At 67.9% G+C, this 22,695-nt stretch carries 23 protein-coding genes; 14 read left to right on the forward strand and 9 right to left on the reverse strand.

Going from position 1 to position 22,695, the window contains the following annotated elements; translation table 11 throughout:
* The first annotated feature begins 207 nt into the window (after window positions 1–207).
* Entirely contained in the window at window positions 208–2,601 is a 2,394-nt protein-coding gene (locus J2X20_RS08415; RefSeq protein ID WP_310263318.1) for a penicillin-binding protein 1A, read from the forward strand.
* Between the two features lie 11 nt (window positions 2,602–2,612).
* Here the strand turns inward: J2X20_RS08415 and cyaY are convergent, their stop codons facing one another.
* Window positions 2,613–2,945, reverse strand: a complete 333-nt coding sequence (cyaY, locus tag J2X20_RS08420; protein ID WP_310263320.1) for an iron donor protein CyaY — start codon at window positions 2,943–2,945, stop codon at window positions 2,613–2,615.
* Between the two features lie 11 nt (window positions 2,946–2,956).
* On the opposite strand from cyaY, the gene lptM reads away from it, so the two are divergent.
* Complete coding sequence (lptM, locus tag J2X20_RS08425) at window positions 2,957–3,091, forward strand: LPS translocon maturation chaperone LptM (RefSeq protein WP_310263322.1); 135 nt, start codon at window positions 2,957–2,959, stop codon at window positions 3,089–3,091.
* Here the strand turns inward: lptM and J2X20_RS08430 are convergent, their stop codons facing one another.
* The 6 genes from J2X20_RS08430 to J2X20_RS08455 form a co-directional block, all read right to left on the reverse strand.
* Window positions 3,092–4,093: an ABC transporter ATP-binding protein gene (locus tag J2X20_RS08430; RefSeq protein WP_310263324.1), complete on the reverse strand. Its 1,002-nt coding sequence runs from the start codon at window positions 4,091–4,093 to the stop codon at window positions 3,092–3,094.
* Entirely contained in the window at window positions 4,090–5,070 is a 981-nt protein-coding gene (locus J2X20_RS08435) for an ABC transporter ATP-binding protein (RefSeq protein ID WP_310263326.1), read from the reverse strand. The genes J2X20_RS08430 and J2X20_RS08435 overlap by 4 nt, the downstream gene beginning before the upstream one ends.
* 5 nt (window positions 5,071–5,075) lie before the next feature.
* A complete protein-coding gene (locus J2X20_RS08440) occupies window positions 5,076–6,020 on the reverse strand; it encodes an ABC transporter permease (RefSeq protein WP_310263328.1) in 945 nt (314 codons plus the stop codon).
* Between the two features lie 2 nt (window positions 6,021–6,022).
* Window positions 6,023–7,000, reverse strand: coding sequence for an ABC transporter permease (locus J2X20_RS08445; RefSeq protein ID WP_310263331.1), 978 nt, complete (start codon window positions 6,998–7,000; stop codon window positions 6,023–6,025).
* A gap of 177 nt (window positions 7,001–7,177) precedes the next feature.
* Window positions 7,178–8,404, reverse strand: a complete 1,227-nt coding sequence (locus tag J2X20_RS08450) for a porin (RefSeq protein ID WP_310263333.1) — start codon at window positions 8,402–8,404, stop codon at window positions 7,178–7,180.
* A 131-nt stretch (window positions 8,405–8,535) separates the two neighbouring features.
* The gene (locus tag J2X20_RS08455) at window positions 8,536–9,558 is read right to left on the reverse strand and encodes a porin (protein WP_310263335.1); all 1,023 of its coding nucleotides are present in this window, start codon (window positions 9,556–9,558) and stop codon (window positions 8,536–8,538) included.
* 196 nt (window positions 9,559–9,754) lie between these two features.
* Between J2X20_RS08455 and coq7 the strand changes: the two genes are divergently transcribed.
* Window positions 9,755–10,417, forward strand: coding sequence for a 2-polyprenyl-3-methyl-6-methoxy-1,4-benzoquinone monooxygenase (gene coq7, locus J2X20_RS08460; protein WP_310263337.1), 663 nt, complete (start codon window positions 9,755–9,757; stop codon window positions 10,415–10,417).
* Here coq7 and J2X20_RS08465 read toward each other — a convergent pair whose 3' ends face one another.
* A complete protein-coding gene (locus J2X20_RS08465; protein WP_310263339.1) occupies window positions 10,418–10,849 on the reverse strand; it encodes an OsmC family protein in 432 nt (143 codons plus the stop codon). It lies immediately after the preceding gene.
* Window positions 10,850–11,154: 305 nt separating this feature from the next.
* On the opposite strand from J2X20_RS08465, the gene ilvA reads away from it, so the two are divergent.
* Window positions 11,155–12,675 carry a threonine ammonia-lyase, biosynthetic gene (ilvA, locus tag J2X20_RS08470; protein ID WP_310265138.1) on the forward strand — a complete coding sequence of 507 codons (1,521 nt, stop codon included), beginning with the start codon at window positions 11,155–11,157 and terminating at the stop codon, window positions 12,673–12,675.
* Between the two features lie 32 nt (window positions 12,676–12,707).
* Window positions 12,708–13,781, forward strand: coding sequence for a nicotinate-nucleotide--dimethylbenzimidazole phosphoribosyltransferase (locus J2X20_RS08475; protein ID WP_310263340.1), 1,074 nt, complete (start codon window positions 12,708–12,710; stop codon window positions 13,779–13,781).
* Between the two features lie 19 nt (window positions 13,782–13,800).
* On the opposite strand, the gene J2X20_RS08480 is transcribed toward J2X20_RS08475, so the two are convergent.
* Window positions 13,801–14,439, reverse strand: a complete 639-nt coding sequence (locus J2X20_RS08480; RefSeq protein WP_310263342.1) for a hypothetical protein — start codon at window positions 14,437–14,439, stop codon at window positions 13,801–13,803.
* Between the two features lie 68 nt (window positions 14,440–14,507).
* Between J2X20_RS08480 and gspG the strand changes: the two genes are divergently transcribed.
* From gspG to gspD, 9 genes are all read left to right on the forward strand, one after another.
* Window positions 14,508–14,930 (forward strand): type II secretion system major pseudopilin GspG, encoded by a 423-nt coding sequence (gene gspG, locus J2X20_RS08485; RefSeq protein WP_310263343.1) that lies wholly within the window; start codon window positions 14,508–14,510, stop codon window positions 14,928–14,930.
* Window positions 14,914–15,381: a prepilin-type N-terminal cleavage/methylation domain-containing protein gene (locus tag J2X20_RS08490; RefSeq protein ID WP_310263345.1), complete on the forward strand. Its 468-nt coding sequence runs from the start codon at window positions 14,914–14,916 to the stop codon at window positions 15,379–15,381. The genes gspG and J2X20_RS08490 overlap by 17 nt, the downstream gene beginning before the upstream one ends.
* Window positions 15,378–15,734, forward strand: coding sequence for a type II secretion system minor pseudopilin GspI (gene gspI, locus J2X20_RS08495; RefSeq protein ID WP_310263346.1), 357 nt, complete (start codon window positions 15,378–15,380; stop codon window positions 15,732–15,734). Before J2X20_RS08490 ends, gspI begins: the two co-directional genes overlap by 4 nt.
* Before the next feature lie 2 nt (window positions 15,735–15,736).
* The gene (locus J2X20_RS08500; protein WP_310263348.1) at window positions 15,737–16,531 is read left to right on the forward strand and encodes a PulJ/GspJ family protein; all 795 of its coding nucleotides are present in this window, start codon (window positions 15,737–15,739) and stop codon (window positions 16,529–16,531) included.
* An 89-nt stretch (window positions 16,532–16,620) separates the two neighbouring features.
* Window positions 16,621–17,685 carry a type II secretion system minor pseudopilin GspK gene (gene gspK / locus J2X20_RS08505; protein WP_310263349.1) on the forward strand — a complete coding sequence of 355 codons (1,065 nt, stop codon included), beginning with the start codon at window positions 16,621–16,623 and terminating at the stop codon, window positions 17,683–17,685.
* Between the two features lie 102 nt (window positions 17,686–17,787).
* Entirely contained in the window at window positions 17,788–19,035 is a 1,248-nt protein-coding gene (gspL, locus tag J2X20_RS08510) for a type II secretion system protein GspL (RefSeq protein ID WP_310263350.1), read from the forward strand.
* Complete coding sequence (gspM, locus tag J2X20_RS08515; RefSeq protein ID WP_310263352.1) at window positions 19,035–19,559, forward strand: type II secretion system protein GspM; 525 nt, start codon at window positions 19,035–19,037, stop codon at window positions 19,557–19,559. Before gspL ends, gspM begins: the two co-directional genes overlap by 1 nt.
* Window positions 19,559–20,446 (forward strand): type II secretion system protein N, encoded by an 888-nt coding sequence (gene gspN / locus J2X20_RS08520; protein WP_310263354.1) that lies wholly within the window; start codon window positions 19,559–19,561, stop codon window positions 20,444–20,446. Before gspM ends, gspN begins: the two co-directional genes overlap by 1 nt.
* A gap of 2 nt (window positions 20,447–20,448) precedes the next feature.
* Window positions 20,449–22,692, forward strand: coding sequence for a type II secretion system secretin GspD (gspD, locus tag J2X20_RS08525; RefSeq protein ID WP_310263356.1), 2,244 nt, complete (start codon window positions 20,449–20,451; stop codon window positions 22,690–22,692).
* Window positions 22,693–22,695 lie beyond the last annotated feature (3 nt).

Below are 22,695 nucleotides of genomic sequence, written 5' to 3' on the forward strand. Positions count from 1 at the left end.
CGCCGAACGGAAATTCGGCGCGAGCTGGTAACGCCACGTTGCTAAACATACACGATTCAACTGACTTGCAAGCTCCTGAAAAACACATGTGATCCGGTCGTTTGGCACGCCGTTTGGGGCGCACTGCGTATACAAGGAGGCGTCAACCGCCCTTCCTATAATCCGCCGCCTCCTCCCAACGCGTCTTCGGGCGCGCCCCGCCGGCTCATGAATGACAAGCCCCGCTCCGCTGCATCCAGTCCTTCGCCTGCCGGCTCATCCGCTTCCAGTCCCCTCTCCCGCCTGAGTTCCTACTTCGGTCGCTGGGTGCTTTGGGCTCTGGGTTTGCTGGCTGGTGGCATCGCAGCCGTTGCCCTGCTGCTGGCCCTGGGCCTGGCCCTGGCCTATCCCAACCTGCCCGACATCGGCGGCCTGACGGACTACCGTCCCAAGCTGCCCATGCGCGTGCTGTCCAGCGACGGCGTGCTGCTGGGCGAGTTCGGCGAGGAACGCCGCAACTACCTGCCGATCCGGGAAATTCCCAAGGTCATGCAGGAAGCCGTGCTGGCGATCGAGGACGCCCGCTTCTATCAGCATGGTGGCGTCGACTACCTGGGCATCATTCGCGCCGGCCTGGCCAATGTGGGCGAATCCCGCAGCCAGGGCGCTTCGACCATCACCATGCAGGTGGCGCGCAACTTCTATCTAAGCACGGAGAAGACCTTCACGCGCAAGATCTACGAGATCCTGCTGGCGCTGAAGATCGAGTCGGCCCTGTCCAAGGAAAAGATCCTCGAGATCTATATGAACCAGATCTTCCTGGGGCACCGCGCGCACGGCTTCGCGGCGGCCAGCGAGATCTATTTCGGCAAGACCCTGGACAAGCTCAGCGTGGCGGAGGCGGCCATGCTGGCCGGCCTGCCCAAGGCGCCGTCGGCCTACAACCCCATCAACAATCCCAAGCGGGCCGCCATCCGCCAGCAATACATCATCGAGCGGATGTATGAGACAGGCTACATCACCGAGGAGCAGCGCGACGAGGCCAAGGCGGAGAAACTGCGCATCCGCCCGGTGCAGGAGTCGGTCTCTCACGCCGAGTTCGTCGCCGAGGCGGCGCGTCAACTGATCTTCAACCAGTACGGCGACGAGGCCTATTCGCGCGGCCTGAATGTCTATCTGACGCTGAACAGCGCCGAGCAGAACACCGCCTACCGCGCCCTGCGCCGCGGCATCCTCGACTACGAGAAGCGCCAGGTCTACCGTGGCCCCGAGGCCTATGCCGACCTGCCCGGCGATGCCAAGGCCCTGGACGCGCGCATCGCCGAAGCCCTGGCCGACCATCCGGCCAACGACGAACTGCTCGCCGCCGTCGTGCTGGAGGCCGACCCGAAAAAGGTGACGGCGGTGTTGCAAAGCGGCGACGCCATCACCATCGTCGGCGACGGTCTCAAGCCCGCCACCTCGGGCCTGTCGGACAAGGGCAACCCCAAGACCCGCATCCGCCGCGGCGCCGTCATCCGTGTCGTCAAGGGGATCAAGCAGAAGGATGGCAACGAGTGGACGATCACCCAGCTGCCCGAGGTCGAAGGCGCCTTCGTGTCCATGGACCCCAAGACCGGCCAGGTGCACGCCATGGTCGGCGGCTTCGACTACAACAAAAACAAGTTCAACCACGTGACCCAGGCCTGGCGCCAGCCGGGCTCCAGCTTCAAGCCCTTCATCTACTCGGCGGCGCTTGAAAAAGGCTTCACGCCGGCCACCGTCGTCAATGACGCGCCGCTGTTCTTCGACGCCGGCACGACGGGCAGCCAGCCTTGGGAGCCCAAGAACTACGACGGCAAGTTCGAGGGCCCGATGCCGCTGCGCACCGCCCTGGCCAAGTCCAAGAACATGGTCTCCATCCGCGTGCTGCACTCCATCGGTGTCAAGTACGCGCAGGAGTGGATCACCCGCTTCGGCTTCGAGGCCGAGAAGCACCCGGCCTACCTGACCATGGCCCTGGGCGCCGGCTCGGTGACGCCCATGCAGATGGCCCAGGGTTATGCCGTGTTCGCCAACGGCGGCTACCGCGTCAGCCCGCAGCTCATCAATCGCATCACCGACAACAAGGGCCGGCTGCTCTACGAAGCCCTGCCGACGACGCTGAGCGACGACGCCCGCGCCATCGAACCACGCAACGCCTTCCTGATGAGCAGCCTGCTGCAGGAGGTCACGCGCAGTGGCACGGCGGCGCGCGCCCAGGCCACGCTGAAGCGCCCCGACATCTATGGCAAGACTGGCACGACCAACGACTCCATGGACGCCTGGTTCGCCGGCTACCAGAAGGACCTCGTTGCCATCGTCTGGATCGGCTACGACCAACCGCGCAAGCTGGGCGACCGCGAAACCGGTGGGGGCTTGAGCCTGCCGGTCTGGATCGAGTACATGGGCTTCGCGCTGAAGAACAAGCCGGTTGACGAGATGACGCCGCCCGAGGGCATCGTCAACGTCAATGGCGAATGGTTCTACGAGGAATACACCACCGGCAACGGCGTGCGCGAACTGTCCAACGAACCCGCGGCGGTGCCGGGAGCGGCCACCGAGGACGAGAAGAAGTCCATCCTGGACCTCTTCAAACGATAGGGATCAGGCGCTCAAGCTGAGAACTTCAGCGCCTGGCCGGCCTGCTCACTGGCGCTGCGCGACAGCCGAGCGAGGAATTCCTGGCCTTCGCGGTCGACCCACTGCGAACCGTCCCATTTGAAGTGATAACCGCCGGAGCGCGCGGCCAGCCAGATCTCCTGCAGCGGCGGCTGGGTGTTCAACACGATCTTGCTGCCACCCGGCATGCTGAGCTCCAGCAGCCCACCGGTGCGATGCGCGTCGATGTCCACCACGTCCTCATCGAGCCACGCGTCGATCTGCGCCTCGATACGGGCGAGCAGGGCATGGGCCTTGGCGTGGTAGTCGGCGTCGGACAGGGACATAAACTGGGCGGATGAAGAAGACTGCCGCCAGTTTAGGTGTCCTGCTGATCACCCTTACCGCTCTCATGGGTTGCGGGCAGAAGGGGCCGCTGAGCCTGCCCAAGCCGGCCGGGGCCGCATCCGCGGCTTCGGCGCCCCCGCACTGATCAGCCTGCCCTGCCCTCTTCCACCGCGTGGCAGGCCACGCGCACACCCTTGATCTCCAGCAGCGCCGGCCTCTCGGCCTTGCAGCGCACATTGGCCAGGGGGCAGCGCGGGTGGAAGCTGCAACCGCTCGGCGGGTTCAGCGGATTGGGCACTTCGCCCTGCACCGGCGTGCGGGCGCGGCCGCTCATGTGGATGTCAGGGATCGCATCCAGCAGCATGCGCGTGTAAGGGTGGCGCGGCTGGGAGAACAGCCTGGCCTTGTCCGCCACCTCGACGAGGCGGCCGAGATACATGACGCCGACCTGATCGGCCACGTGCCGCACGACGGCCAGGTTGTGCGAGATGAAGAGGTAGGTGAGGCCGCGCTGGCGCTGCAGGTCCTTCATGATGTTGAGGACCTGGGCCTGCACCGACACATCCAGCGCCGACGTGGGCTCGTCGCAGACGAGGAATTCGGGCTGGGTTGCCAGCGCCCGCGCGATCGAGATGCGCTGGCGCTGACCGCCGGAGAACTGGTGCGGGAATTTCTCGGCATCGGCCGGGTTCAACCCGACCGAGCTGAGCAACTCGGCGACGCGCATCCTGGCCTCGGCGCCGTCACGGATCAGGCCATGCTCACGCAGCGGCTCAGCCACGATGTCCAGCACCTTCCAGCGCGGATTCAGCGACGCATAGGGATCCTGGAAGATCATCTGCATGCGCCGGCGCAGCTTGAGCGCACCGGCACCGCCGCTCAGCGTCTTGACGATGTCTTCGCCGTCGAAGTGCACCGCGCCACGCGTGGCGCCATACAGGCCGACCAGCAGACGCGCGACGGTGCTCTTGCCGCAGCCGCTTTCACCGACCAGGGCCAGGGTCTTGCCACGCTCGATGCTGAAGGACACACCATCCACCGCATGCACGAAGGCCTTGGGCTTGCGCTCGACGACGCGGTTCAGCCAGGGCGGCGACACGTCGAATATCTTCGCAAGGTCGCGGACCTCGACGAGGGGGGCACTCATCGCACGACCTCCACGGTGACGGGCCGCCAGCATGCCGCCGTCGTTGCCCCCACCTCGACCAGTTCGGGTCGCTCGCTGCGGCAACGATCGACGACGCGCGGGCAGCGCGGGTTGAAGGCACAGCCGGGCGGGATGGCGGTCAGGCGCGGCATGGCGCCGTCAATCTGCAGCAACCGCTCGCGGTCCTCGTCCATGGCCGGGATGGAGCCCATCAGGCCAACGGTGTAGGGATGGGCCGGGCGGTGGATGACGTCGGCCACCGGGCCGATCTCGGCGACACGGCCGGCGTACATGACGGCCACGCGGTCGCAGGTCTCGGCGATGACGCCCATGTCGTGGGTGACCAGCATGACGGCGGCACCCTGCTCGCGGCAGACCTTCTTCAGCAGCGCAATGATCTGGGCCTGGATCGAGACATCCAGCGCCGTCGTCGGCTCGTCGGCGACGATGAGCTTGGGGTTGGCCGCCAGCGCCAGCGCGATGACGACGCGCTGGCGCATGCCGCCGGAGAACTGGTGCGGGAAATGGTCGACCCGCGCCTCGGGCGCCGGGATACCGGTGGACGCGAGCAGCTCGATGGCGCGGGCGCGGGCCTGCGAGGCCGTCAGGTCCAGGTGCGTCGTGATGGTCTCGGTAAGCTGGCGGCCGACCGTGTAGAGCGGATTCAGCGACGTCAGCGGATCCTGGAAGACGGCACCGATCTCCTTGCCGCGGATGCGGCGCATCTGCTCATAGGGCAGGTTGTCGATACGCCGGCCGGCGAGCTTGATTTCGCCCGCGGCGATGCGCCCCGGCGGGTCCAGCAGGCCGATGATGGCCGCGCCCGTCAGCGACTTGCCGGCGCCGGATTCGCCGACGACGCCCAGGATCTCGCCCGGCGCGATCGAGAAGGAGATGTCGTCCAGCGCCAGCAGCGTGCCGCGGCGGGTCGGGAACTCCACCCGCAGGTGGCTGACTTCGAGCAGAGGGGCAGTCATCGCAATCAACGCAGCCTAGGGTTGAGCGCGTCGCGCAGCCAGTCGCCGAGCAGGTTCACGCTGAGCGTGATCAGCACCAGGGTCAGGCTGGGCCAGGCGGTGATCCACCACTCGCCCGAGAACAGATAGTCGTTGCCGTTGCGGATCAGCGTGCCCAAGGACGGGCTGGTGGCCGGCACGCCGACGCCGAGGAAGGACAGCGTCGCCTCGGTGATGATGGCCGAGGCGATCTGGATGGTGGCCAGCACCAGCACCGGCCCCAGCACATTGGGCAGCACATGGCGGCGCATGATGCGCAGCGGGCCAACGCCGATGACGCGGGCGGCTTGCACATATTCCTTGTTGCGCTCCACCAGCGTCGAGCCGCGCACGGTGCGCGCATATTGCACCCAGCCCGTCAGCGCGATGGCCAGCACGAGCACGACGAAGGCCAGCATGTCGGGCGCATGCGGGAACAGGCTGCGGCCCACGCCGCTGATCATCAGCGCGACCAGGATGGACGGGAAGGACAGCATCACGTCGCAGATGCGCATGATGAAGGCGTCAGTCCGGCCGCCGACGAAGCCGGCCAGCAGTCCCAGGCTGACGCCGATCAGGATGGACAGCAGCACCGAGGCGATGCCCACCAACAGCGAGATGCGTGCGCCATACATCAGGGCCGAAAGGATGTCGCGGCCCTGGCCATCGGTGCCCAGGCTGTACTTGGATTCACCGCCGTCGACCCAGGCCGGTGGCTTCAGCGAGTCCAGCAGTTCCAGCGTCGCCAGGTCGAAGGGGTTGTGGGGTGCGACGACCTCCGCGAACAGCGCGCAGACGAAGCAGATCAGCACAATGGCCGCCGCCAGCATCGCGACCGGCGAGGTCCGGAAGGAATGCCAGACGTCGCCATCGAAGAAGCCCCGCAGCGCGGAGGCCGAGGCGGTAGGTTTGGGGTCGGCGTCGACAGCCATCGTCAATGGGCCTTGCCTTCGATGCGCAGGCGCGGATCGACGGCGAAATAGAGCAGATCCACGCCGAGGTTGATGACGACGAAGATCAACGAGATCAGGCAGAGATAGGCGGCCATCACGGGGATGTCGGCGAACTGCACAGCCTGGATGAAGAGCAGGCCCATACCGGGCCACTGGAAGACCTGCTCGGTGATGATGGCAAAGGCGATCAGCGAGCCGAGCTGCAGGCCGGTGATGGTGATGACGGGCACGAGCGTGTTCTTCAGCGCATGGCCGAAGTAGACGCTGCGATCCGTCAGGCCGCGGGCGCGCGCAAAGCGGATGTAGTCGGTGCGCAGCACCTCCAGCATCTCGGCGCGCACCAGCCGCATGATCAGCGTCAGCTGGAAGGCTGACAGCGTGAAGGCCGGCAGGATCAGATGCAGCAGACCGTCGCGGGTGAGAAGGCCCGACGTCCAGGTGCCGAAAGCGACGACTTCACCACGGCCAAAGCTGGGCAGCCATTTCAGCTCCACGGCGAACACCCAGATCAGCACGATGCCGATGACGAAGTTGGGCAGGCTGACGCCGAACAGCGTGCCCGTCATCAGCAATTGCGCGCTCGCCTTGCCACGTCGCAGCGCCGCAAACACCCCGAGCGGGATGCCCAGGCCGAGAGCGATCAGGCCCGCGACGAGAGCCAGCTCCAGCGTCGCGGGAAAGCGCTCGGCGATCAGGGTCGACACCTTGCGCCCCTGCCTCAGGCTGATGCCGAACTCGCCCTGGACCGCATTGGCGGCAAAGCGGCCGAACTGCACCGGGAAGGGTTGGTCCAGGCCCAGGTCTTTGCGCAGCGCGACACGCTGTTCCTCGGTCGCATCCTGGCCCAGCAGATTGGTGACGGGATCGCCGACGAACTGGAACAGCATGAAGGCGATGAAGGCCACCGACAACATGACGACCAGGGCCTGAACCAGGCGGCGAAGAATGAAGACCAGCATGAAGACTTTGAAGCGGGCGCGTCACTGCGCCGCGCGAAGGCGGGATCATGGCGAAGCCTGAGGGCCTGAGCCTCCCGGGAAAGCCCTAGCGTGTGCTCGGTGCCATCACCAATGAAAAACGGGCCGCTTTCGCGGCCCGTCGTCGTGATGCCTGCGAGGCCTGGCCTCGCATCGACATCAGAAGCGGTGACGCAGACCCACCATCGCGCCGCCACGCTTGCTGGCAGCATTCAGGAAGCGAACCTGGCCATCCAACCTCGTGTAGTCGGCCTCGAGGTAGGCGTCCGTGCGCTTGGAGAACGCATAGTCGAGCACGACAGCGAAGAAGTCGGCCTTGGAGGTGCTGTTAGCGGTCGTCGAGAGTGCCAGCGGAGCAAGCGCCAGCCCGTAGTGGGTCTGCTTGCTGATCCATGCATTGGCACCGATGTTCAGCTGAGGGGTCAGCTGATAAGTGGCGCCGACCATGTACATGGTGCGGGTCTTGATGTCCGCTGAGTTGTTGTTGAAGATGCTGGCGCCCAGCAGACCGCTGGTGTAGCTGCCGCGAGTGGTCAACGCAACCCGGAAATTGCCGTTGGCATCGGCAACCGCAGCCGGCGAGGTGATCAGGTCCGAAATGCGGTCGAACTTGTTTTCGCCCCACGACGCATGCACATACAGCGGGCCGTCGGTGTAGGACGCACCCAGGACCGTGGCCTTGATCTTCTTGCCGGTCTGCTCGGTCGCCTGCAGATAAGCGCCGCCTGCACCGAACTTGCCGTCGTTGTAGCGCACCAGGCCGCCGATGGTCTTGTTCGGCAGGGAAGCCGCAGCCCCGGACTGGCCTTCGCCTGCACTCACCTGCACTTCGCCATAGATATTGCCGACCTGGACGAGGTACTTGACCATATTGTCCTGACGGGCGGCCATGGCCATGCCGATTTCGGGCTTGTACGCCTCGATGTAGGGCGAATAACGGAAGGAAGCAAAGGTCGACGTATAGACGTCAAACAGGATGTTGTATTGGCGGCCCAGACGAATCTGACCGAAATCGCTGGACTGCAGGCCAACCCAGGCCTGGCGCCAGAATTCAGCAGCGGCGACCGCGCCGGTATCCGAGCTCAGGCGGTGCTCCATGTTCACCAGGGCCTTCAAACCGCCGCCCATGTCTTCGGTGACATTCACGCCCAAGCGGCTTTGGGACATGCCGCCGGGAATCAGCTGCTTCTGGGCGACACCCGGGTTGGCATTGGTGGTGTAACGCGTAGCAGCGTCCACGATGCCATACAGGGTCACGCTGGACTGGGCCCAAGCGGCGGAAGTGCTGGCGGCCAGAACGGCAACTGCAAAGGTTGCTTTTTTCATCAAGGTTGTCTCCTGCGAAGAAAGGTGAACCTTTTTATTCTCAGGGATGCGCTCTGCCATAACCGCGGGTCTGTTGTTGATTACCCACAGCAATTCCCCTGTCTCATGCGGGACAAGGGAATAGACAAAAGAAAAGCCGCCCGAAGGCGGCTTGGCTGAGTCGGCAGCGGCCCGAGGGCCGCGGGGCGTCATCAGAAGCTGTGGCGAACGCCGACGTCGAAGCCGCTGGACTTCTGACCGTTGGCAGTGGCCGCCGGAGCGCCACCGACAGCGAAGCGCGCGCCGCCGCTGTTCTTCAGGTTGGAGTAGGTCGTGTACAGCGCGGTACGCTTGGACAGGTTGTAGATGTAACCTGCGGCGAGCAGCTTGCCTTGGCCGATGCCGGTGTAGCCGGTCTCGCCGGTGATCTTGGCATCGGTGTACGAGCCCCACAGCTGGCCCTGGCCCAGAGGCGCCGTCAGCGACGCGGTCCAGACCTTCTCCTTGCGAGCCTGGTACTTGGATTCCGTGTACGACAGCGACGGACGAACCACGCCGAAGTCGAAGGCGCCGCCGATCGAGGCCAGCTTGAACTTGTCGCTGTCATTCGCGTTGGACGTGTTGGCATAGGCGCCCGACACGTGTAGGGGGCCCTGCTTGTAGCCCAGGCGAACCGACTGGCCCTTGTTGGTGCCCACGCCTTCACCGGCGGAGACATCCACGCCGCCGTAGAAGCCGCCGAGGTTGTTCGGCAGGGAGTACGACGCCAGGTTGTCGGCACGGCCGAACGAGGTGCCGTTGCCGCTGCCCAGGTTGCTGTACAGCACGCTGACGCTGCCCAGACCGGTGAATGCGGTCGGGTCGAAGTCTTCAATGTGCAGGCGCGAGACGGTCTTGTTGCGACCCAGACGCACTTCACCGAAATCGCCGCTCAGGCTGACGGTCGCACGGCGGCCCCAGAAGGCGCTGCCGCCACCGGCGACGCCCGTATCGGTGTCGACTTGGGATTCCAGCCAGAAGCCAGCCTTCAGGCCGCCACCGAGATCTTCGGTGCCGCGCACGCCGAGACGGCTGGTGTTCAGGCCACTGGAGTCCAGCTTCTTGACCGTCAGGCTGCCGGTCTTGACGTACTTGAGGTCGGCATCCAGGACGCCGAACAGGGTGACGGAGGATTGCGCAACGGCTGCGCCGCCGGTCAGACCGAGGACGGCCAGGGCAATCAGAGCTTTCTTCATTCGATACTCCTAGGTATTCATCCGAGACGCCGGTCGAACGCGACTCAACGACTCACCTCCTGTGAGGAAGTGGGCGTATTCCACCAGAGCTTGGGGGTCCTCGGGAATTCACGGATATGAAATTGTGTGTTGCCGTTGCTGGTCCACAACGTCATCCCTAGTTCATGATTCATTCATGGAAACACTGCTTAACTGAATGCATCCGCCTGCAAGCCCTACCCATCCACGTCGACTGACCTTCACGGACCGCTTGCTCGGCGCCCTGGACTCGGGTCTGCGCACGGTCTTTGCGCCCACCCGCCCCGCCCGACCGTCACCGGCCACGGGCGTGCAGGCGCCCACCTTGAGCCCGCTGGAAATGCGCGAAGCCGGAGCGCTGATGCGCGTCAACCATGTCGGCGAAATCTGCGCCCAGGCCCTGTATCAGTCGCAGGCCCTTTTCAGCCGCAGCGAGGAATTGCGACACCATTTCGAAGGCGCCGCTGAAGAAGAACTCGACCATCTCGCGTGGACGGCCGACCGCATCGCCGAGCTCGGCACCCATACCAGCCACCTGGCACCGCTCTGGTGGGCCGGCGCCTTCGCCTGGGGCAGCCTGGCCGGCCTGGCGGGCGATAGATGGAGCCTGGGCTTTGTCGTCGAGACCGAACGCCAGGTCGAAGCCCATCTGGCCTCGCACCTGGACCGGCTGCCCGCCGAGGACGCCCCGTCCCGGGCCATCGTGGACCAGATGAAGCGCGAGGAGGCCGAGCATGCCGACGCGGCGCTCGCCGCCGGCGCGCTGCCCCTGCCCTCACCCATCCAGGAGCTGATGCGTGCGGCGGCCAAGGTCATGACGACCGTGGCCCACCGGGTTTGATCAGACTTCGGCGACCTCGAAGGAAGTGCTGATGGCCGAGGTCTTGGCCAGCATGGCCGTGGCCGAGCAGTACTTCTCGTGCGACAGCGCGACGGCGCGCTCGACGATCTCGGGCTTGAGGCCCTTGCCGCTGACGACGAAGTGGAAATGGATGGCCGTGAAGACCTTGGGGTCGCTGGTGGCGCGCTCGGCCTTCAGCGTCACCTTGCAGCCGCGCACATCGTGGCGGCCGCGCTTGAGGATGAGCACGACGTCATAGGCCGTGCAGCCGCCGGTACCCGCCAGCACGGTTTCCATCGGCCGGGGCGCCAGGTTGCGGCCGCCACCATCAGGCGCACCATCCATGGACAGCACATGACCGCTGCCGGTCTCGGCCACGAAGCTCATGCCACTCGGCCCCTCAGGACCCAACCAACTGACGGTGCATTCCATGCTCATCTAGAGTCAAAGCTCCAATTCGTTCACGAAAAATATTGCAGCGCAGCATAACTCGGCGCTAAACTGCTTCCCAAGCGAAAACGTTTTCGCACCGATTGTCTCCTCCACCGCCTCCATGGTGGATTCAACCCGAGCTTGCAAGAGCTCGGGTTTTTTTTCGCCGAAGGCAGACAGCGGCGCCGCTTGAAGGGTTCCCCCTATCATGCGGCGCCGCAACAAGACTGTTTGGAGACCCGATGAGCTCGCCTTCGCGACGCCGCCCGTCCGCCGCCAAGGCGCAGACGCCCCAGGTGCCCGCGATGCTGCCGCCCGGCAGCAGCTATCTGCAGCGAATTCTGAACGCCCGGGTCTACGACGTCGCCCGCGAAACCACGCTCAGCCAGGCCCCCAAGCTGTCCAAGCGCCTGTCCAACAAGGTCTGGCTCAAGCGCGAGGACGAGCAGGACGTCTTCAGCTTCAAGCTGCGCGGCGCCTACAACAAGATGGCCCATCTGACGCCCGAGCAGCGCGCCGCTGGCGTCATCTGTGCATCGGCCGGCAACCACGCCCAGGGCGTGGCCCTGTCGGCCAAGAAGCTCGGCTGCCGCGCCGTCATCGTGATGCCAGTGACGACACCCCAGGTCAAGGTCGACGCCGTACGCGGTCATGGCGGCGAGGTCGTGCTCTTCGGCGAAAGCTTCACCGACGCCTATGGCCACGCCAAGGAGCTGGAAAGCGCGCAAGGCCTGACCTTTGTCCACCCCTTCGACGACCCGGACGTCATCGCCGGCCAGGGCACCATCGCCATGGAGCTGCTGCGCCAGCATCCCGGCCCCATCGACGCCATCTTCGTCGCCATCGGCGGCGGCGGCCTGATCTCGGGCGTCGCCGCCTACGTCAAGGCCCTGCGTCCCGAGATCAAGATCATCGGCGTGCAGACGACCGACTCCGACGCCATGCTGCGCTCGGTCAGGGCCGGCAAGCGCGTGACGCTGACCGACGTTGGCCTGTTCGCCGACGGCACCGCCGTCAAGCTGGTCGGCGAGGAGACCTTCCGCATCGCCCGCGAACTGGTCGACGACTACATCGTCGTCGACACCGACGCCGTCTGCGCCGCCATCAAGGACGTCTTCGAGGACACCCGCTCCATCCTGGAACCCTCGGGCGCCATGAGCGTCGCCGCCGTCAAGCAGTACGCGGCCACGACCGGCGCCAAGGGCCAGACCCTGGTGGCCATCACCTGCGGCGCCAACATGAATTTCGACCGCCTGCGTTTCGTCGCCGAGCGCGCCGAGGTCGGCGAGCATCGCGAGGCCCTGTTCGCCGTCACCATCCCCGAGGCGCGCGGCAGCTTCAAGCGCTTCTGCGAGCTGCTGGGCCCGCGCAGCGTCACCGAGTTCAACTACCGCATCGCCGACGCCAAGGTCGCCCACATCTTCGTCGGCATCGCCATCTCCAAGCCCGACGAGGCCGCCAAGCTGGCCCGCACCTTCAGCAAGGCCGGCTTCGAGACCCTGGACCTGACCAACGATGAACTCGCCAAGCAGCATGTCCGTCACATGGTGGGCGGGCGCAGCGAGCTGGCCCGCCACGAGCGCCTCTACCGCTTCGTCTTCCCGGAGCGGCCGGGCGCGCTGATGCGCTTTCTGTCCAGCATGCACCCGGACTGGAACATCAGCCTGTTCCACTACCGCAACCAGGGCGCCGACTACGGCCGCATCCTCGTCGGCATCCAGGTTCCCAAGGGCGACGCCGCTGCGCTGAGGCAGTTTCTGGACGGCTTGAACTACCCCTTCGAGGACGAAACCGCCAATCCGGTCTACCGCTTGTTCCTGGCTTGAGTTGAAATGCGGGGTCTGACAACGCCTGCGCCATGACCGTCGCCCAACAGTCGCTCATCTCACCCACCGCCAATCCCGAGCTGGAAAAGGCCTTGCGCGACCGCGTCGACCGGCGCTCGGCCATTGCCGGCGGCCTGGGAGAACTGGAGCCGCTGGCCGTGCGCCTCGGGCTTGTGCAGAACAGCCTGACACCGCGCTTCCGCGACCCCGTCCTCGCGCTGTTTGCCTCCGACCACGGTCTGGTCGTCGATGGTGTTGGCGCCCAGTGGGGCCGTGCGACCAAGGACCAGGTGCAGATGGCCCTGCACGCCCAGTTGCCGGTATCGGTGTTCTCGCGCCTGCAAGGTCTGCATCTGACGGTCGTCGATTGCGGCGTCGCCGAGAACCTGCCGCCTCATGCCCGGCTGCTGGCGCGCAAGGTCTCGCACGGCACGCGCAATGCACGCACCGCCCATGCCATGAGCGTCGAGCAGGCCCATGCCGGCGTGCGCGTCGGCATGGAGATCGCCGACAACCTGCCCGGCAATGTGCTGGCCTGCGCCGCCATGGGCCAGGGCTCGCCCGAGTGCGCGGCGCTGATCCTGGCCCGGCTGTCGGACCAATCGGTGCGCGACTTCGTCGTCTCCGGCCCCACCATGCGCCAGGACGACCTCGTCCATCTGCTCGACGTGCTGCACGGCGCCCTGGCCCGGCATCGCGACGCCAAGGACCCCATGGACATCCTCGCGGCCTTTGGCGGCCACGAGATCGCCGTCATGGTCGGCGCCATGCTGGTCGCGGCCAGCAAGCGCAGCCTCATCATCGTGGACGGCATCGCCGCCTGCGCGGCCCTGAAGCTGGCCTCGCTGATCTGCGCGCCGGTCACGGACTACGCCGTGTTCTGCCGCAGCCATGTGCACCGCGGCCTGGACGAAGCCCTGGCCCTCTTCCACGCCTCGGCCCTGCTGGAGCTCGGCATGGACAGCGCCGACGGCACCGGCGCCGCCCTGGCCTGGCCCATGATCCGCGCCGCGGCGGCCCTGCTGACCGACCTGCACGAGGTGGCCGAGGCCCGCGTCGCGGCTCGGCCTGAACCCGGCGCCCACGTGCCAACGTTGGGCGCCTGAACTCGGCACCGCTGTCGTTTCAGCGCTGCTGCTGCTGCAATTCCTCGTTGCGGGTCGGCGGCGAGGCCTGGTTGGCCGGCGGCGCACCATAGACCGAAGGCATGGTGGCGGACACCGGCGGCGGCACATTGGCGCGCAGCGGCACGCCCTGCGCATTCTGTGAAGGGTTAGGCGGCGGATTCGGATTGCCACCCAGCACGACGGGCGACGGCGCGGCGGGCGCCAGGGCACCCGTGGCCGCAGCCGCGGGCGGGCTGATCTGCAGCACCTGGCTGGGCGCCTGGCCAAGCCGGCCGAGGCTGGCACTGCGCACGTCCACTCGCAACAAACGCAGCTCGCCATCGACGGCGGCGCCGACGCGCACCGTGCGCGCCACACCGTCCACTTCGATCAGCGCCACCCCCTCGCCGGCTTCGGCTGCCTTGGCGTTCTTGGGCGCCACCACGCCGAGCAGGCGCAGCCGCGTCGAGGCGGCGACCTCAGGCTCGGGCGCGGTCTCGGCGACCGTCACGCCCAGCAAACGGCTCAGGTCGACCGAGCCGCCGCGCGCCTCGCCCGCCGGCAGCACCGAAGCCGGCATGGGCAGGGGCCGCGCGAGCAGCTGCAGGCTCCAGTAAGCCACCGAGCCGCCCAGCAGCAGCCACACCGTAAACGACATCGTTCGAGCAAGCATGGCCCATTATGATGGCCCGCTCATCGCTGCCCAGCGCTCCTACGCTCCCTGACATGCGCCGTTCCTCTCTCGCCCGCGGCTTCACGCTGATCGAACTGCTGGTCGTGCTCGTCATCATCGGCGTGCTCGCGGCCCTCGTCGTGCCCAATGTGCTGGATCGGGCCGAGGACGCCCGCGTCACTGCCGCCCGCACCGACGTCAACAACCTGATGCAGGCCCTCAAGCTCTACAAGCTCGACAACCAGCGTTACCCGAGCTCCGAGCAGGGCCTGGACGCCCTCGTGCACAAGCCGACCGCCGGCACGCCGCCGCCGAACTGGAAGCCCTATCTCGAGAAGCTGCCCAACGACCCCTGGGGCCACCCCTATCAATTCGCCAACCCGGGCGTGAAGGGTGAGGTCGATGTCTACAGCTTTGGCGCCGATGGCCGCGCCGGCGGCGAGGGTCGTGACGCCGACATTGGCTCCTGGCAATAAGCCGCGCCGCGCGGCAAGCGGCTTCACGCTGATCGAGCTGCTGGTCGTCGTCGCCCTGATTGCGATCACCAGCGCCACCATCACGCTGGCCCTGCGCGACCCTGCCGAAATGCAATTGCAGCGCGAGGCCCAGCGCCTGGCCGCGCTGCTCGAGACGGCGCGCGCCGAGAGCCGCGCCTCGGGCCTGGCCGTGCGCTGGATTCCCAAGGGCCTCAAGACCGGCGACGACTTCCGCTTCGAAGGTCTGCCGCGCACCCTCCAGCTGCCCACGCGCTGGCTGGGCGAACCGGTGGCCGTGCTGATCGAGAACGCGACGGCCGCCAACCCCGGCCTGATCCTCGGTCCCGAGCCCGTCATCCCGGCCCAGCGCCTGCGCCTGCAGCTGGGCGGCCAGCACCTGACGCTCGCGACCGACGGCCTCGCCGCCTTCGACGTCGTCACCCCGCAATGAAGCGCGCGCGCGGCTTCACGCTGATCGAGGTCCTCGTCGCCCTCGTCATCGTCGCCATTGCGCTGGGCGCCGGCATCAAGGCCGCGGGAGCCTTGACCGACAACGCCGAGCGCCTGACCCTGGTCAGCGCCGGACAATGGTGTGCCGAGAACCTGCTGACCGAGCTGCGTCTGTCCCAGCAGTTCCCCAACATCGGCGAATCGCCCTTCGCCTGCGAGCAGCTGGGCCGCAGCTATACCGGCAAGCTCAAGGTCAGCCCGACGCCCAACCCGCTGTTCCGCCGCGTCGACGCCGACGTCATCGACGATCAGGGCCGGCCCGTGCTGACCTTGACCACCATCCTCGGCAAGTGAATGTGAGCCCCTCGCCTCGTCTTGCCCCGCTGAACGCGGGCCAGCCCAACCGGTCCCCCGAGGGGACGGCGACGCTTGCCGGCTCGACCGGCAAGCACATCGCCTGTGCGGGCCGGCTAGGGAGCGGCCCGGCGCTCGGCCCGCGAGTTTCATCAGCTGCGACCGCTGCGCTTTCAGCCCGGCGACAGTGCGGCTTCACCCTCGTCGAAGTGCTGGTGGCTCTCGTCGTCATGGCGACGATGGCCGCCATGGCCTGGCGCGGCATCGATGCGCTGGTGAGAAGCCGCGAGATCGCGCAGGCCCGCCTGGCCCAGACGGCCCGGCTGCAGACCGTGCTGGCCCAGTGGGAGGTCGACCTGCGCGCCCTGCAGGACAGCCACAGCACCGTGCCGCCCATCGCCTTCGACGGCGGCAACCTCGTGCTGACGCGCCAGGCGACGGCCGGCCTGCAGGTGGTGGTGTGGAGCCTGCGCGAGGGCAGCCTGTGGCGCTGGGAGAGCCCGGCCCAGCGCACCGTGCAGGACCTGGAAGACCAGCGCCAGCGCGGCCTGCAGCAGCTGGCCCAGCGCAACCCGGCCCTGCGCACCTTCGACGGCGTGGCCGGCTGGCAGTTCTATTGCTACTGGGGCAATGCCTGGAGCAATTGCCAGTCCACCGGCGGCAGCAGCAATGCCGGCCCGGTGAATCCCCAGACGCCAACGCAGCCGCCCGCCGGCCTGCGCGTGGCCATGCAGTTCGCCGAAGGCAGCGGCCTGGTCGGCACGTTGACGCGCGAACTCGAGGTGACCGTCCGATGAAACCGGGCATTCCGGACCGAGCGCTGGGCCTGCCATGGGCCAGAGGCCCATGGCGTTCCGTAGGCACAAGCAGTCCGCAGGGACTGCTTGTGTCCGACTCCACTTCGCCGAGCCGGCCCGCGTCAAACCGCGTTCAGCGGTGTGCGGCTGGACGAGGGGCTTCACGTCAACGCGGCGCGGCCCTGCTGACCGCCATGATCATCGTCACGCTGATCGCCAGCCTGGCCGCCGGCATGGTCTGGCAGCAATACCGCGCCGTGCAGATCGAGGCCGCCGACCGCGCCCGCGCCCAGAGCGCCTGGATCCTGCAGGGCGCGCTGGACTGGACGCGCCTGATCCTGAAGACGGACGCCCAGGGCAACCAACAAAAGAAGATCGACCACCTGGGCGAGCCCTGGGCCGTGCCGCTGGCCGAGGCGCGGCTGTCCACCTTCCTGGCCGCCGACAAGAGCGCCGCCAGCGATGACGAAGGCCCCGAGGCCTTCCTCTCCGGCAGCATCGAGGACGCCCAGAGCCACTACAACCTGCGCGCCCTGCTCGGCGGCGCCACCGTGGACCCGCTGGAGCAGCGGGTGCTGGAGCGGCTGTGCAGCCAGGTCAACGCTCCGCCGGGAACGGCCGCCGTCATCATTGCCGGGCTGCGCGATGCCTTTCCGGCGCCGGCCAGCACGCCCAGCGCGCCCGGCACGGCGGGTCCGCCAGCCAGTCAGCCGCAAAGCCAGAACGGCCCCCTGCAACCCGCCGGCGTCGACCAGCTTGCCTGGCTGGGCCTGGATGCCGACACGATCAAACGCCTGCAGCCCTATGTCACCCTGCTGCCCAAGCCCACGCCGGTCAATGTGAACACCGCGCCGCGCGAGGTCATCGCCGCATTGTTCGATGGCATGAATCTGGCCTCGGCCGAACGTCTCGTGCAGACCCGCAAGGTCAAGCCCTTGCAGGATCCCGTCAACGACATTCAGCCCTACCTGCCCGCCAATTCCCAGCCGCAGGCCACGCCAACCCGCGTCTCTGTCGACTCGTCCTTCTTCATCGTCACCGGCCGCTTGCGCCTGGACGAACGCCAGCTCGAGCAACGCTCGCTGATCGAACGCCAGGGCCTGAACATGATCGTGCTGGCCCGCGAGCGCATCAACCAGCTGCTGGATCGGTGATTCCTTGAACTCGAACCCGGCTACAGATCTTCACCGCCAGCGCGGCGCCCGACTCGGGAAGCTCGCAGCCCCTCCTAGAATGCGCCGCCCCCTGATGCCCCAATGAGCACCCTGTTGCTGTTCCTGCCCCCAAGGACGCGCCTGCGCGCCCTGGGCAAAGCCGCGCCCGCGGCGGCCGAGCTGCCGCGCGCCGATGCGGTGCGTGAGTACGACTACGCGCTGACCCCCGACGGCCGCCAGATCACGGCCGAGGGCCGCGCCGCGCCGGGTGGCCTGCCGGCGGCGGACAGCGTCATCGCCATCGTTGCTGAATCCGATGTCAGCTGGCGCCGCGTCGACCTGCCGCGCGCCGGCCGCCAGATGCGTGCCGCCCTGGCGGGCAAGCTCGAGGAGGCCCTGCTCGACGACCCCGACACCCTGCACTTCGCGCTCGAGCCCGACGCCCTCGGCGGCGACACGGCCTGGGTCGCCATCACGTCGCGTCCCTGGCTGGCCGAGCATCTGGCCCAGCTCGAAGCCGCCCAGATCTTCATCGACCGCGTCGCGCCACTGTCCTGGCCGGACGAGCTGGCCCGCGGCCACTTCTTCGAAGCCAACGGCGCCGGCACGGCGCTGCGCTGGAGCCACACCGAAGGCGTCGCCACCCTGGCCCTGGAAGGCGGCCTGGCCCGCCAGTTCTTCCCGCCCGGCCTGGTGCATGCGGCGCAGTGGACGGCCACGCCGGGCGCCGCGACGGCCGCCGAGCGCTGGCTGGGCACCGCCGTCACGGTGCAGACGCCCGCCCAGCGGGCCCTGGCCGTCGTCGACAGCGCCTGGAATCTGCGTCAATTCGATCTCGCGCCCCGCGCCCGCGGCACGCGCGCCCTGCGCCTGTTCAGCCGCGGCCTGATGCGCAAGCCCTGGCAGCCGGTGCGCCAGGGCCTGGTCGGCCTGGCCTTGGTGCAGTTGCTGGGCATCAATCTCTGGGCCTGGCACCAGCAGCGCGAAGTCGCGGCGCGGCGCGAGGCCATCACGACGACGCTGACCGGCGCCTTCCCCCAGGTGCGCGCCATCCTGGACGCGCCGGTGCAGATGCAAAAGCAACTCGACCTGCTGCGCGCCAGCGCCGGCAGCGTCGGCGAACAGGATCTCGAAGCCCTGCTCGCAGCCGCCGCCCTGGCTTGGCCGGCCGACCGCCCGCCCACCGAGGCCCTGGCCTTCGAACCCGGCCGCCTGACCGTTTCGGCCCAGGGCTGGGCCCAGCCCCAGATCGACAACTTCCGCAACCAGCTGCGCAGCGAAGGCTGGCAGCTGGACGCCAGCGAGGGCAAGCTGACCATCAGCCGCGCCAGCGCCCAAGGACGCCCCTGATGGCCCGCTTCAATTCCAGCGGCAGCGACGGCCTCGCCGCCCAGTTTCAACAGGCCAGGGCCCAGGCGGCCGCGCAATGGCAGTCCCTCGGTGAACGTGAGCGCTTCGCCCTCGGCACCGTCGGCGTGCTGCTGGGCCTGCTGCTGGCCTGGAGCCTGCTGCTGGCGCCGGCCCTGCGCACGCTGAAGACGGCGCCGGCCGAGCTGGAGCGCCTGGAGCTGCAGCTGCAGCAGATGCAGGCGCAGGCTCAGGAAGCCCAGACCCTGCGCGCGGCGCCGCCCGTGCCGCCAGACCAGGCCCAGGCCGCGCTGAAGGCCTCGGTCGAACACCTGGGGGCCGCGGCCCGCCTGAACCTGACCGGCGATCGCGCCGTCGTCAGCCTCAACGGCGTCGCCCCGGAGCAGTTGCAGGGCTGGCTGGGCGAGGTGCGCGCAGCCGCGCGGGCCCGCCCCGTCGAGGCTCAGTTGACCCGTGGCCCCAAGGGCTATTCCGGCACCCTGGTGCTGAGCCTGGGAGGCGCCTGATGGCCTGGTTCAAGAAGCGCAGCGGTCACACGACGATGCAGCTGTCCGACTCGGTGCTGGGCGGCGCCAACTATGGCGGCGGCCGCGCGGTGCGCCATCGCACGCCGCGGCGCTGGGCCGTGGCCGGCGCCCTGGTCGGCATCCTGGGCGCCCTCATCGTCTTCGCCCCGGCCAGCTGGCTGGCGCGCGCCCTGGCCTCGGCCAGCAACGATCACCTGCTGGTGGTCGACACGCGCGGCAGCGTCTGGAATGGCTCGGGCGTGCTCGTGCTGACCGGCGGCGCCGGCAGCCGCGATGCCTCCGCCCTGCCTGGCCGCCTGCACTGGCGCATGAGCATCAAGGGCCTGGGCCTGCAGCTGGCGGCGCGCCAGGACTGCTGCATCAACGGCGACCTGCTGCTGGGCATCAAGCCGGGCTTGGGCCGCATGGAGATCAGCGTCGACAACCAGTCCGACTGGCTGGCCCGCCTGCCCGCAGGCCTGCTGGCGGGCCTGGGCACGCCCTGGAACACGCTGCAGCTGGGCGGCTCGCTGCGCCTGTCGGCGCGCGAGCTGAGGCTGGAGTCGGTGCAGGGCCGCTGGCGCCAGTTCGGCGAGCTGCAGCTGGACCTGCTCAACCTGTCCTCGCGCGTGTCCACCGTCGCGCCGCTGGGCAGCTACCGCTTCACGGTGACGGCCGATACGGCCAGCCCCGGCGTCAGCACCCTGCGCCTGTCCACGCTGGAAGGCGCCCTGCAGCTCTCGGGCGTGGGCACGCTGAACAGCGGCGGCAAGAGCCGCTTCACCGGTGAGGCCGGCGCCGCGCCGGGCCGCGAGGAAGCGCTGAACAATCTGCTGAACATCATCGGGCGCCGCCAGGGGTCGCGCTCCGTCTTGACGATCGGATGATCATGAATTTCGCTCGCACCGCCGTCGCGTCGGCCACCGCGCTCTCCGTACTGTTGACGTCAGCCGGCAGCGCCTTCGCACAGCCCGACAACGCCAGCATTCAACGCGGCCGCACGGGCTCGGGCAAAGGCCCGGCCGTCAAGGCCAGCTCGCCGGTCACGCTGAATTTCGTCAACGCCGACATCGAGGCCGTGACCCGCGCCATCGGCGTCATGCTGGACCGCCAGATCATCATCGACCCGCGCGTCAAGGGCACGATCACGGTCTACAGCGAGCAGCCGGTGTCGGTGCGCGAGGCCTATCTGAACTACCTCGCGGCCCTGCGCGGCCTGGGCTTCACCGTCGTCGAGACCGCGGGCCTGCTCAAGGTGCTGCCCGAGCCCGACGCCAAGCTGCAGGCCGGCTCGGTGGCGGTGGAAACCACCACGGCGCGCGGCGACCAGATCCTGACGCAGATCTTCCGCATCCAGCACGAGAACGCCAACAACCTCGTCGCCGTGCTGCGCCCGCTGATCAGCCCCAACAACACCATCAACGCCAACCCGGGCAACAACAGCCTGGTCATCACCGACTACGCGGACAACCTGCAGCGCATCGCCAAGATCATCGCGGCCATGGACACGCCGGGCACCAGCGACATCGAGATCGTGCCGCTGAAGAATGCCGTCGCGGCCGACCTGGCCCCGCTGGTGCAGCGCCTGGCCGATGGCGGCGCCACCGTCGGCGCGGCCGTGCCGGGCCAGAGCAGCAGCGCCGTCAATGTGCTGGTGGACCCGCGCTCCAACGGCCTCATCCTGCGCGCCAGCAACCCGGCCCGCCTGGCCGCCGTGCGCTCCATGGTCGACAAGCTCGACCAGCCCAGCAGCGACGGTGGCGGCAACAACATCCGCGTCGTCTACCTGAAGAACGCCGATGCGGCCAAGCTCGCCACCGTGCTGCGCGCGGCCTTCGGGGCCGCTTCGTCCGGCAACAACAGCGGCGGCAGCTCCTCGGGCACGTCCAGCCTCAGCGGCAGCGGCTCCCTGACCGGCGCCTCCCAGACGCTGACCGGCGGCAACGCAGGCGGCACCGGCAACACCAGCGGCATGAATTCGGCCGCCGCGACGTCGCCGCTGACGCAGTCGGCCGGCCCGTCCACCGGCGGCTTCGTGCAGGCCGACCCGTCGACCAACTCGCTGATCATCACGGCGCCCGAGCCCCTGTACCGCCAGGTGCGCGCCGTCATCGAGCAGCTCGACTCGCGCCGCGCCCAGATCTATGTCGAGTCCCTCATCGTCAAGATCGACAACACCAAGGCCGCCCAGTTCGGCGTGCAGTGGCAGAACCTGTTCGGCAACAAGGGCGACTCCACCATCACCGGTGCCGGCACCAACTTCGGCTCGGGCCTGGCCAACATCATCAACGGCACCGTGGCCGTGGCCGGCGGCCGCAGCGGCGTCGGTTCTGCGCTGAGCTCGGGCTCGGCCCCCACCGGCCTGAATATCGGCATCCTGAAGAAGGTCGGCGACTTCTACACCCTGGGCGCCGTGGCCAACTTCTTCGAAAGCCAGAGCGGCGCCAACGTGCTGTCCACGCCCAACCTGGTGGCCCTGGACAACGAGGAGGCCCGCATCGTCATTGGCCAGAACGTGCCCTTCGTGACCGGCTCCTACGCCAGCAGTGGCGCGTCGACCGGCGGCACCGTCAACCCCTTCACGACCGTGGACCGCAAGGACGTCGGCCTGACGCTGAAGATCAAGAGCCAGATCGGCGAAGGCGGCACGGTGCGCATGGTGGTCTACCAGGAGAACTCCTCCGTGGTGCCCGGCTCCAACAGCACCACCGGGCCGACGCTGGACAAGAGCGCCATCGAGACCAGCGTCGTCGTCGACGACGGCGACATCATCGTGCTCGGCGGCCTGCTGAAGGACGAGTACACCGACGGCGACGACGGCGTGCCCGGCCTGTCCAAGATCCCGCTGATCGGCAACCTCTTCAGCAGCAAGAATCGCAAGCGCGTGAAGACCAATCTGATGGTCTTCCTGCGTCCCGTCGTCATGCGCTCGGCCGACAGCGCCAACCAGCTGACGCTGGACCGCTACGAGAGCATCCGCAGCGTGCAGCAGAACAGCCAGCCGCAGAAGAGCCTGGTCCTGCCCAACACCGGCGCCCCGGTGCTGCCCGAGCCCAGGATCGCGCCGCCGAACAAGGCCCTGCCGCAGCCTTCGCTGCAGCCGCCCCAGCAGCCGCAAACGCAGCAGCAGTGACCG

The sequence above is a fragment of the Roseateles saccharophilus genome (assembly GCF_031458095.1).
GTDB classification, from domain to species: domain Bacteria; phylum Pseudomonadota; class Gammaproteobacteria; order Burkholderiales; family Burkholderiaceae_C; genus Pelomonas; species Pelomonas saccharophila_A.